8 protein-coding genes and 1 tRNA gene are annotated in these 11,500 nt (G+C 63.4%); 5 read left to right on the top strand and 4 right to left on the bottom strand.

Annotated elements, in window-relative coordinates:
* Positions 1 to 30 precede the first annotated feature (30 nt).
* On the bottom strand, positions 31 to 1,731 hold the full coding sequence (locus ABQY74_RS09455; protein ID WP_349794595.1) for a ShlB/FhaC/HecB family hemolysin secretion/activation protein: 1,701 nt from the start codon (positions 1,729 to 1,731) through the stop codon (positions 31 to 33).
* A gap of 748 nt (positions 1,732 to 2,479) precedes the next feature.
* On the opposite strand from ABQY74_RS09455, the gene ABQY74_RS09450 reads away from it, so the two are divergent.
* From ABQY74_RS09450 to pgaD, 4 genes are read left to right on the top strand one after another with little or no spacing between them, the layout of a single operon-like run.
* On the top strand, positions 2,480 to 4,438 hold the full coding sequence (locus ABQY74_RS09450; protein WP_349794597.1) for a tetratricopeptide repeat protein: 1,959 nt from the start codon (positions 2,480 to 2,482) through the stop codon (positions 4,436 to 4,438).
* A complete protein-coding gene (gene pgaB / locus ABQY74_RS09445; RefSeq protein ID WP_349794599.1) occupies positions 4,420 to 6,318 on the top strand; it encodes a poly-beta-1,6-N-acetyl-D-glucosamine N-deacetylase PgaB in 1,899 nt (632 codons plus the stop codon). Before ABQY74_RS09450 ends, pgaB begins: the two co-directional genes overlap by 19 nt.
* A gap of 3 nt (positions 6,319 to 6,321) precedes the next feature.
* Entirely contained in the window at positions 6,322 to 7,575 is a 1,254-nt protein-coding gene (pgaC, locus tag ABQY74_RS09440) for a poly-beta-1,6-N-acetyl-D-glucosamine synthase (RefSeq protein ID WP_016904643.1), read from the top strand.
* Positions 7,572 to 8,018, top strand: coding sequence for a poly-beta-1,6-N-acetyl-D-glucosamine biosynthesis protein PgaD (gene pgaD, locus ABQY74_RS09435; protein ID WP_016904642.1), 447 nt, complete (start codon positions 7,572 to 7,574; stop codon positions 8,016 to 8,018). The genes pgaC and pgaD overlap by 4 nt, the downstream gene beginning before the upstream one ends.
* Before the next feature lie 198 nt (positions 8,019 to 8,216).
* Here the strand turns inward: pgaD and ABQY74_RS09430 are convergent, their stop codons facing one another.
* The 3 genes from ABQY74_RS09430 to ABQY74_RS09420 form a co-directional block, all read right to left on the bottom strand.
* On the bottom strand, positions 8,217 to 8,675 hold the full coding sequence (locus ABQY74_RS09430) for a GNAT family N-acetyltransferase (RefSeq protein ID WP_372470074.1): 459 nt from the start codon (positions 8,673 to 8,675) through the stop codon (positions 8,217 to 8,219).
* Between the two features lie 219 nt (positions 8,676 to 8,894).
* Positions 8,895 to 9,332 carry a GNAT family N-acetyltransferase gene (locus ABQY74_RS09425; protein WP_104570126.1) on the bottom strand — a complete coding sequence of 146 codons (438 nt, stop codon included), beginning with the start codon at positions 9,330 to 9,332 and terminating at the stop codon, positions 8,895 to 8,897.
* Positions 9,333 to 9,641: 309 nt separating this feature from the next.
* Positions 9,642 to 9,718 (bottom strand) — tRNA-Arg (locus ABQY74_RS09420).
* Positions 9,719 to 9,851: 133 nt separating this feature from the next.
* Here ABQY74_RS09420 and ABQY74_RS09415 point away from each other — a divergent pair.
* Entirely contained in the window at positions 9,852 to 11,384 is a 1,533-nt protein-coding gene (locus tag ABQY74_RS09415; RefSeq protein WP_349794603.1) for an aldehyde dehydrogenase family protein, read from the top strand.
* Positions 11,385 to 11,500: the final 116 nt, after the last annotated feature.

Below are 11,500 nucleotides of genomic sequence, written 5' to 3'. Positions count from 1 at the left end.
GCGCGCTGCCGGCTGGCGGCGCGATCCATGTCAGAACTGGTAGATCACACGCGCGCCATATGCCGGCTGCGCACTTCCAAATCCGTCCGGGCGATGGATCGCCCAGCCTGCAAACGCATCGATGCTGGCACCGAACCAACCGCCGCGCAGACCCACCGCGCCGCCCACCAGACTGCGGCCGCGCAGGCCGCTGGCACTGGTGCCATCGATGCGACCCGCATCCAGGCCCAGGTACGGTGTCAGCCCGATCTGCTGGATCGGAAAACTCAAGGTGTTGCGCCAATACGCGCCTTTTTCCGCGCCCAAGGTCGCTTCGCCATCGAAGCCGCGCACGCTGTAGCGACCCCCGATGGTGACGAACTCCGAGCCAAGCAGCAGCTCGCCTGCGGTTTGCGCACGCAGGCTGCTTTCCCACGCCATCGGCACCGGTCCCAGCTTGAACGGCATGGCGGTGCTCACGTCCAGCGTGGTCACGCCATAACGGAATGTCGGGAACCCGATCTGCGGGTCGTAACCGGTCCACTGGCTGTTGAACCACGGCGTGCCACGCCGATGCGCGATACGCACGTCCAACTGCATCGTCCCCAGATAACGGCGATGGGTGAAGTAGAACTCCGCGCTGCTGGTATCGCGACGCTGGATGCCGATCTCCACGCCATCCAGATAGCTGCGCGCACGCCGCCGGCCAACCGTGACACCAGCAGAGGTCTTGCTGGTGCCGTTGCGATGCAATACGCGCTGAATATCCAGCTGCGCGTTGCTGGATTCGCCGCTGGACTGGAAGGTCTGCAAAAATCCGTCCACGCGCTGGTGATAGCGGTACGACGAGGCCGACAACGCAAACGTCCACCAGCCCCACGGCAGGTTGTAACTGAGACTGTTGCCGCGCGTGCCGCGCTCTTCGTCGCGCGTGGCCAGGTCATGGCTGTAGCCGACGCTGAGCAGATCGTTGAGGCCCAGCAGGTTGTCCAGCGAAAAATCCAGCCCGCTCTGCACGCGCCCGGTGGCTTCCACGCCAGAGTCGTCGGCATTGGCCACGCCGCGCCAGCGCCGACCATGCTGCAAGGTGATGACCAGATCCGATTCGCCCGGTGCCTCGCCCGGCGCGATATCGATCTTGGCGTCCTGCGATGGCAGTCGCTTGAACTGCTCCACCGCCTGCTCGATCGCACGCAGGTCCAGCAGGTCGCCGTGCCGTAGCGGCAGCGCGCTCTTCCAATGTTCGCCGCCGGTGTCGGAAACCACGCGCACCGCACGCAAGCGGCCGGGCATCAATTCGAAACGCAGTTCGCCGCGCGAAAGATCCTGTTCGGGCACGCCGATGCGGGTGGTGACCAGGCCGCGCGCGACCAGTTGGTCCAGGGCGCGACGGCGGATGATGTCGATACCCGCGCGACCGATGCAGCGGCCCTCATAACGACGCAGCGACTTCCACAACCACGCAAAGCGTGCACCGTCGTTCCCTGCACCGGACAGGCGCACGCGGGCGATCGGGAAACACAGTTCCTCCTTGGGCAGCACGGTGCTGCGCGCATCCACGCGCTCGGCATCCTCGCGCGGGCCGGCGAAGGGTGCTTGTCGCTCCTGTTCCTGACGCCGCTGAATCTCCTCGGCCTGGCGCAATTGCTCCTGCCGATCCAGCGTCGTCGGTGCCGTTTGTTGTGCAGCCGCCAGCCCGGCGACAGCCCATAGGCAAGCCGCCAGCGCCATTGGCGCCGAACGCATCCACATCTGTCCTGCCCCCTGTGCGGCGGGCCGCGCCTTGGCGCGCCGTCGCTCACACCGCTATGCCTGGCCACCAAGACGGCGACGCAACCCTTCAACACAACGAGTGCGGCGCAACTGTGATGGAACGTTAAGAACTGGTCAACGCGCCATGTAGGGGCCACCCTGTAAGAAAAACCCGACCCTTTTACTTTTGTGACGTAAATCACTTAAAAAGCGGGCAAAAATATCTCCGCCTACGCGCTCGCTACCGAGTTCCGTTGCTCCCAAACCAGAAACATCGGGCAACGTGCCGCTAACGTAGACCACAGAGTAATTACCTTTAATGCATATCTAACTGCGACCAGCGTGGCAAATCAGCGGCGTATTTGAGTGATGCCCGTCTGGTCAATCTTCAGGTCTCCGTGGCGCCGCTTGAAGGCAATTAATTAGGTCGGGAAGATTGCCTCAAGGAATTTTTCGTGATTCAAGTCACATCTAAAGCGGACTGATCCGATGAAGATCGCGTTAAATTCGTGATGACGTGGGCTTTACATGGGCATACGCAGTATCGCCAGTCGTCATACGCCTGGACCGCTAATGCACTGCCTTTTCCCCCAGCTTTTGCAACCACGTGCGTCGCGGTTGTCCTGACCGCACGGGCGCACTCACTCCTCTGCTCAGCCTCGCTTTGATTGCCGCATGTGTGCCCCAGGCGCACGGTGGTGAAGTGCGGCCGAACGGGGTGACTGACGCCTCCACTGCCCTCACTCCCATGCAGCAGGCTGAGCAATTGCGCGGCCAGCAACGCCATGCGGATGCCTTGGCCATCTACGAACGCGTACTGCGTGCGAATCCGCGGGACCGTGGCGCCTACACCATGCGTGCGATCACGCTAAGCGAACTCGGCAGCGCACAGCTCGCAGCAGAGGCCGTGTGGCGGCATCCGGACTGGTTCTCGCAGCAGGAGCGCGAACGCATAGAAAACGATCGCGTCGCCCGCATGATCGGGTGGGCCAGCGCCGAACCCATCGACACCGCGCACCACTATGCCGAGACCGATCAGGCCCTGGTCAATGTCGCCCGCATCGAGCGCGAATCACCGCCGACGCTGACGTGGGAAGCCACGCGGCTGCGCGTCGACAGCCTGGTCGCGCTCAACCAGCGTCAGCGCCATCGCGACGTCGTGGCCAACTACCAGGCGTTGAAGGCGGAAGATATCGAGGTTCCCGCCTATGTGCTGCCGACGGTCGGCGATTCGCTGATGGGCCTGCGTCGCCCGGCCGAGGCCGAAGCCGTGCTCCGGCAGGCCCTGCAGCACAATCCCGACGACTTCAATACGCAGCTGCTGCTGGGCTACGCCTTGCTGGAGCAGGAACGCTTCGACCTGGCGATGCCGCTGTTTGAAACACTCGCGGCCACGCAGGCGCCGTGGCCGCGCCGCAACGGTGCCAGCAGCGGTTACGAAAATTGGGATCGCTTCAGCGCAGACATCGCCCTGGCTACCGCACGCTCGGCGGCGAACCACAATCGCGACGCAGACGCCCTGTTGCGCGAACGCGTAGCCATCGGCCCCGACAATGCAGAGCTGCAGGCGGCACTGGCCTCGATCGAATTCCGTCGCGGGCACCCGAGTGCCGCGCTGCAACGCAATGCGATGGCATTGACGCTGGATCCGCACCAGAAACAGGCGCGCAGTGGCGTGGTCGAAGCGCAGCGCGATCTGGATCGCCTGGATCTGGCCGAGGCGACCTTTGCGCCGCTGCGCAAGGAATATCCGGATGACGCCGGCCTGCAGCGGCTTGGCGCCTCGCTGGAACGCCAACGCGGCTGGCAGGTACATCTCAGCCATGCGCGCGGCCGCAGCGACAACGACACCCTGACCAACAGCACCTCGCCGCTCGGCAACGACTTCGGCAGCACGCTGCTGGAAGCCGAATCGCCGCTGCTCGGCGAGCGCTGGCGCGTGGGATTGCGTGCACGCGACGATTGGGCCGATTTCCAGGACACGCGCGTGCGTTACCGCAGCTTCTGGCTGGGCACGCACTACCGCTACGACCGCCTGGATGTCAGCGCCTACGGCGGACGCGCGCTCGACGAATTCGATCGCGATGGCACCGCCTGGGCGCTGGATGCCGGCTGGCGGTTTTCCGATGCCTGGTACGGCAGCCTGGCCTGGCGCACACGCGATCCGGACGCCTCACTGCAGGCACGCCGCTTCGGCATCACCGGCGACAGCATCGGCGCCGCTCTGCGCTGGACACCCAACGACGAAAGCCGTTGGGAACTGCAGGCACGCCAGCTGCGCTACAGCGACGGCAATCGGCGCGATCAGCTGGATCTGTCCGGCAGCCAGCGCCTGTGGGCCAGCCCGCACGTGCTGCTCGATGGCCTGTTCGCCGCCTCGGCCGGACGCGCCGAAGACGACCGCGCCGTCAATTACTTCAATCCGCGCCACAACTCTGCGGTGGCCGCCGGCGTGCGCATCGATCAGATCGGCTGGCGTCGCTACGACTACGCCTTCCGGCAGCGGCTGGAGGTCACGGTCGGGCCGACCTATCAGTCCGGCTTCGGCAGCCAGTGGGTGCCCAGCGCGGCGTATCGGCACCTGTGGTCGCTGGGCGACGGCAGTGCACTGAGCTACGGCGTGAGCTGGTCGCGCCCGGTCTACGACGGCCAGCGCGAACAACAACTTGGATTCGACCTGGATTTCCGATGGGGAGGTACGCCTTGATCCGCCTGCCGCTGTTGCTGGTCGCCTTGCTGCTGATGACGTTCGCGTCGTCGGCGCAGGCGGGCCTGCTGGTGCTCAGCTACCACGATATTCGCGACGACGTCGCCGCCAAGGGCGATCCCGATCGTTACGCGGTGTCCACCAGCAACTTCGCCGCGCATCTGGACTGGCTGCGCTCGCACGCCTACCACCCGGTGAGCGTGCAGCAGGTCCTGGATGCACGTGCCGGTAGGCGCGCCCTGCCCTCCAGGCCGGTGTTGCTGACCTTCGACGACGGCTTGCGCAGCGTCTACACGCGCGTCTTTCCGTTATTGCAGGCCTATGGCTATCCCGCACTGGTCGCCCCCGTCACCAGCTGGGTCGAATTGCCGGCCGGCCAGGTAGTGCCCTATGGCCATCGCGATTTCACCCACGATGACTTCGTCACCTGGGCACAACTGCGCGAGATGCAGGACAGCGGCCTGATCGAAATCGGCTCGCACAGCGATGATCTACACAAAGGTATCCCCGGCAATCCATTTGGCAACCAGACCCCGGCAGCGGTCACCCGTCGTTGGGAGGCAGGCAAGGGCTATGAGAGCGAAGCGGATTATCGCCAGCGCATCCAGACCGATTTGCGCCATAGCCGCGACGCCATCGTGGCGCATCTGGGCAAACCGCCGCGCGCCATGGTGTGGCCGTATGCCGCCTACAACCGCGCCAGCAACGCCATTGCCGCGCAACTAGGCATGACGCTCAGCTTCGACCTGGAAGGCCGTTCGCACGAAGCCGATATCGGCCAGCAGGGCCGCGACCGCGTGGACGGGCAATCGCTGGCCAGCCTTGGCCGCCTGTTGCTGTTCAACAACCCCGATGTGCGCGACCTGGCCGGCGAACTGCGACGCGACCTGTCGCGTGATGGCCTGCGTGCGATCCAGATCGATCTGGATTACGTCTACGACCCGGATCCGGCGCAGCTGGCACGCAACCTCGACATCCTGGTCCAGCGCGTCAAGGACATCGGCCCCAGCCATGTGTTCCTGCAGGCCTTCGCCGACCCGGATGGCGATGGCGCAGCCGATGCGCTGTACTTCCCCAACCGGCATCTGCCGATGCGTGCGGATCTGTTCGGGCGTGTGGCCTGGCAGCTGCGCACCCGTGCCGGCGTGCGCGTGTTCGCCTGGTTACCGGTGCTGGGCTTCCATCTGCCCGACGCGCAGCAGCAGGCCGCGCTACAGATTCGCGGCAAGGACCCGAAGGATGTGCCACGCCTGGACCCAGGCAATCCGCGCACGCATCAGCTGGTCGCCGACATCTACGAAGACCTGGCCGCCAACACCTACTTCGAAGGCCTGTTGTTTCACGACGATGCCTATCTGCGCGACGACGAAGTGCCTGCCTACGGCAATGGCGATCCTGCCAGGCGCACGCAGCAGCTGATCGGCTTCACCCAGGAGCTGAAAGCAGCCGCCGAACGCTGGCGCCCCAAGTTGGTGACCGTGCGCAACCTGTTCGCGCAGCCAGTGCTGCAGCCGCATAGCGAAGCCTGGTTCGCGCAGCGCCTGGATGCGTTTGCTTCGGCCTACGACTACACCGCACTGATGGCGATGCCGTACATGGAGCAAGCTAACGACCCGCAGCAGTGGCTGCAGCAGCTGGCGCAGCGTGTCGGCCAGCATTCGCATGGTTTCGAGAACACCATTTTCGAACTGCAGACCGTGGATTGGCGCACCGGCAAGCCCCTGCCGGAGGGTGTGCTGCTCGAACACAGCAAGTTGCTTCTGGCTGCGGGCGTGCGCCACCTGGCGTACTACCCCGACGACTTCATCGGCGGCCACCCGTCTCTTCCCGAAGCGCGCGAGGCCATGTCGGCTCGGCAATTCCCATATATCGAGCGGTAGCCGATGACGACCAGCCTCCTGTTGGGCGCCCTGTTCAACTTCGCGTTTTTCTATCCCATCATCATGGCGTTCTTCTGGATGATCGGAGGCACGTACTACTACCTGCGACGCGAACGCGGCACGCCAGGTCCCTCGTCGCCGCCACCTTTGGCCAGCGAGCCCTTCGTGTCCTTGCTGGTGCCCTGCTACAACGAGGCCAAGCATGTCGGCGAAACCATCGCCGCGATGAGTGCGCAGAACTACCCGGACTTCGAGATCATCGCCATCAACGATGGCAGCAGCGACGACACCGCCCAGGCGCTCGACGACCTCACCCACCAGCATCCGCGCCTGCGCGTGGTGCATCTGGAGCAGAACCACGGCAAGGCCAACGCACTGCGCGTCGGCACGCTGGCGTCGCGCTCGGACTACCTGGTGTGCGTAGATGCCGACGCCATTCTGGACCCGAATGCCACCCGCTGGATGGTCGGCCACCTGATCTCCGGCCCGCGCGTCGGCGGCGTCACCGGCAATCCGCGCGTGCGTAACCGCACCACGCTGATGGGCCGCATGCAGGTGGGCGAATTCTCCGCCATCGTCGGTTTGATCAAGCGTGCGCAGCGTGTCTACGGGCGGCTGTTCACCGTGTCGGGCGTGATCTGCGCGTTCCGGCGGTCGGCGCTGCATCACGTCGGCTTCTGGTCCGACAACATGGTCACCGAAGACATCGACATTTCCTGGCGCCTGCAGCTCGACGACTGGGATATCCGCTACGAACCCAACGCGCTGTGCTGGATCCTGATGCCGGAGACCTTCCGCGGCCTGTGGATGCAGCGCCTGCGCTGGGCGCGCGGTGGTGTGGAAGTGTTGCTGAGCCATGGTCGCCGCGTGCTGTCCTGGCGCAGCCGACGCATGTGGGGCGTGCTGCTGGAATACGCGCTCAGCCTGGCCTGGGCCTACACGATGCTCTTCATCATCGTGCTGTGGCTGCTCGGCAAGGTCATCACGCTGCCGCCTGCGCTGTACGTCGACACCATCCTGCCGCGCTGGCATGGCCTGGTGCTGGCGGTGGTGTGCCTGATGCAGTTCGCCACCAGCCTGGTGATCGAACGCCGCTACGAAAAAGGCCTGGCGCGCCAGTTCTTCTGGGTGATCTGGTATCCGGTCGCCTTCTGGATGATCGGCATGCTCACTGCCGTCATCGCCTTCCCCCGTGCCCTGCTCGCGCGCCGCAGCAAACGCGCTCGCTGGAAAAGCCCCGACCGAGGAATCCAATGACACCGCCCATCATCAACCTGCCGCAACGCCTCGGCCGCTCGCGCCGACTCGCCTACGGTGCCGCCACCGCCGGCGCCTGGATGGTCTATTTCTATCTGTGGGCACCACTGGCAACGCTGATCGCCTGGTTCTTCGGCCTGCGCAGCGCCTATATGGAGCTGTACCTCAAGCACAACGCGCTGGATCCGTTCGCACTGGGCGCCCTGCCGGTAATCGCGCTGATGAGCGCCATCACCACCGTCGGCTGGGCCGAATACAACCGCATCCGCTTCGCCAAGGCCGATCAACGCAAACGCCGCCGCACCGTGCTCGAACCAGAGGTCGATCAACGCCTGGGTGTCCCCGAACAGCTCGGCAGCCTGCTGCGCCATAGCCGCATCTCCTCGGTGGCGATGGATAAGTTTGCGCGGCCGGTGGGGGTGCGGGTTGTGCGGCATGGGTGAGTGGTTCTTGCAGCTCATGCAACATACCGGCACCAAATATATTTCGCCTAAGCTCGGCCAGTATAAAAGGAGCTATGCAAGGTGCTCGCTAGCGGATGTGCAGTGCGGGCAGGAGTCTGGGTACCGTGACGATTTATAAGAAGAGAGCAACCATGGCAAATCTCCAAATCCGAAACAATCAAAATAGCGGACGCGAAATCAGCTTCGGGCCGGGATCCTATACGTCACAGAATCGTACTTGACTCCCGAACTTCGCCCAACCTCGACGCCACCAAGGGACTCAGCGATGCTACGGCTTGGCCTATTTAAATCCGCTACGGGATAGATGAATCCGGCAGAGCCGAACGCTGCTGCTCCCCAGCCAACGACTGTTCTAACCGCCTCACGCCCGTACCCACGGCCATGTTCGCTTTCCCGGATCCAGATGCCGACTTCCGGCTCAGGCGTACCTGTGCGATGAAGACTACACAGTCCAACAAATGCTCGCGTAGCGTCGATCCGTACCACAAAGTTGAATTCCTTCCCCTTTTCGTTTTTCTTCAGCCAACCTTGCCAGACACCCTTGAAATCCATCTTTGATTGCGGAGGATCAAACGACATGTAGCGCGTCAAGGAAGGAGTGATGCATGCCAATACCTCGTCAGCATCAGCAGGCATAAACGGCCGAAGTCGTAGGCGCGGCGACACTAGTTCGATCTGGCTCTAATCCACTCGCACGTTCTCAAAGGTCATGCAATGCGATCCTTATCCAAGCAATGTCACTAGTGTACTGCTGGTTCCCCGGCGCTACCCCGGTAAGCGCACGCTCAACACACCTTGCGTGATTGGGCGGATACCCGCCTAAGCGCGAGCATCTCATCGGTACATTTTCGATTGTTATTTCTGGCACTTTTCAAAGCGAACATCACCTCCCGGCAAATTCTTTACGGGCTGCCAGCCCAGGCTTCTATAGAAGCCACTCGCACGGCTAGCCTCAGCTGTTTCTAGCCAGATCGTCTGATGGTGCTGAAATAGGAAAGCCTCCGCTTTATCCATCAATCTGCGCCCTAATCCGTTCCCCTCGAATTCGGGTAGAACGAAAGCTGCGAACACACATCCTTCCTCGACATCTGCCATAGAAAACCCTACAGGGGCACCATTGACCTCGGCGACCCAAGTGCATGGGGCTTCTAGAATTGCCTGCTTTATAATTGCGGGGGTAATCCCCATTTCCACCAGTTGATCACGGGATAAATGATTTTCGTGAACTCTGGTTCGGATATCAAAAATTGCATCGATATCCGCCAGGCCGGCGAGTCTGATGGTTTTTTCCATGGCGCACGACTTTATGTTTAATCCATATGATCCAGATAATTTTACATATCTGGAGTAATCAACGGCAGCCTCGTTCGCATGGCAGCAGCTCCGTCATCTCACTCCCGCCGCTGCGTAGCAGCCGTGGCGGTACGTCTTTGATAGGCATACGCATCATGTCCGCTCATGCGTGCCGGCTGGACCAGCCCCATGACCGCCGCTGCCCGTTTGCTAGACCGTTCCGATCAGGTAGAAACATCTTCGAAGATGAGCTGGGCATACATGTGCCCGCCGAAACCAAACCGTTCGAGACGCTAAGTAATTGATTCCTGGTGACCCCGGCCCGATTCGAACGGGCGACCTTCCCCTTAGGAGGGGGACGCTCTATCCAGCTGAGCTACGGGGCCAAGGTGGGCATTGTCGCACGATCGTTGCGATTGCCAAGCCGGTGGGTGGTCGGCGGAGCCTGCTAAAATCGACGGCTACCCGTGTCGCGGGGGCCCTGGCCGCCGCGCGACCGTCCCGACCTTTGGAGATCCCATGTCCGCTGACCTGCTCAAGGCGCTCGACCTCGCCGCGTCCAATTCCGGTACCTATCTTGGCGAGGCGACCTGGTCGCAGGCCACCGGCGCCGGGGTGCTGCAGCCGCTCAATCCGACCACCAACGCGGTGATCGCCGAGGTGCAGGCCACCACGCCGGAAGACTACGAGCTGATCGTCCAGCGTGCGCAGGCCGCCTTCAAGGTGTGGCGGACCACGCCTGCGCCGCGCCGTGGCGAAGCCGTTCGCCTGTGTGGCGAGGCGCTGCGTGCGCACAAGGATGCGCTGGGCTCGCTGGTGGCGCTGGAAATGGGCAAGAGCAAGCCCGAGGGCGATGGCGAGGTGCAAGAGATGATCGACATCGCCGACTTCGCGGTCGGCCAGAGCCGCATGCTGTACGGCTACACCATGCACTCGGAGCGGCCGGGCCACCGCATGTACGAGCAGTACCAGCCGCTCGGCCTGGTCGGCATCATCAGTGCGTTCAACTTCCCGGTGGCGGTGTGGGCGTGGAATGCGTTCCTGGCGGCCATCTGCGGCGATATCTGCATCTGGAAGCCGTCCAACAAGACCCCGCTGACCGCGATCGCGACGATGAAGATCTGCAATGCAGCATTGAAGGACGCCGGCTTCCCGGACATCTTCTTCCTGATCAACGATGCCGGCACTGCGCTGTCGCAGAAGCTGGTGGAAGACACCCGCATCCCGCTGATCAGCTTCACCGGTTCCACCCAGATCGGCCGCGTGGTTGCGGAAAAGGTCGCGCATCGCCTGGGCCGTTGCCTGCTGGAGCTGGGCGGCAACAACGCCATCATCCTGGACGACACCGCCGACCTGAAGCTGGCCATCCCGGGCATCGTGTTCGGCGCGGTGGGCACCGCCGGACAGCGCTGCACCACCACGCGCCGCCTGATCGTGCATGAGTCCATCTACGACAACGTACTCGCGACGCTGGTCAAGGCGTACAAGCAGCTCGACAGCAAGATCGGCGACCCGACCGACCCGGCAAACCTGATGGGCCCGCTCAACAGCCAGGGCGCGGTGGAACAGTTCCTGGCCTCGATCGCCAAGGCCAAGGCCGCTGGCGGCACGGTCGAAGTGGGCGGCACCGCGATCGACCGCCCCGGCAACTTCGTGCTGCCGGCCATCGTCACCGGGCTGCAAAACAGCGACGCGGTGGTGCAGCACGAGACCTTCGCGCCGATCCTGTACGTGATGAAGTACAGCACGCTGGACGAGGCGATCGAGCTGCAGAACGGCGTGCCGCAGGGCCTGTCGTCGTCGATCTTCACCCAGAACCTGAAGGCGGCCGAGAAGTTCCTGTCGGCGGCCGGCAGCGACTGCGGCATCGCCAACGTCAACATCGGCACCTCGGGTGCGGAGATCGGCGGTGCGTTCGGTGGCGAAAAGGAGACCGGCGGTGGCCGCGAATCCGGCTCGGATGCGTGGAAGGTCTACATGCGTCGCCAGACCAATACGATCAACTACTCCGACTCGCTGCCGCTGGCGCAGGGCATCAAGTTCGATCTTTGATCGATGTGCAGGCGCGCCGGGGATCGAGCCGGCGCGCTGTCGCAAGCTTGCCGGAGCATGGCTGCCACGTTGCGCCTGCGTCCGGCTCAGCCAATCAGCGGCGGCTTGGTTCCGAT

This window comes from Xanthomonas sp. WHRI 7064, assembly GCF_040202355.2.
GTDB classification, from domain to species: domain Bacteria; phylum Pseudomonadota; class Gammaproteobacteria; order Xanthomonadales; family Xanthomonadaceae; genus Xanthomonas; species Xanthomonas arboricola.
The sequence above is the reverse complement of the archived record's forward strand: the minus strand, read 5'-3'. Positions and strand labels throughout refer to the sequence as shown.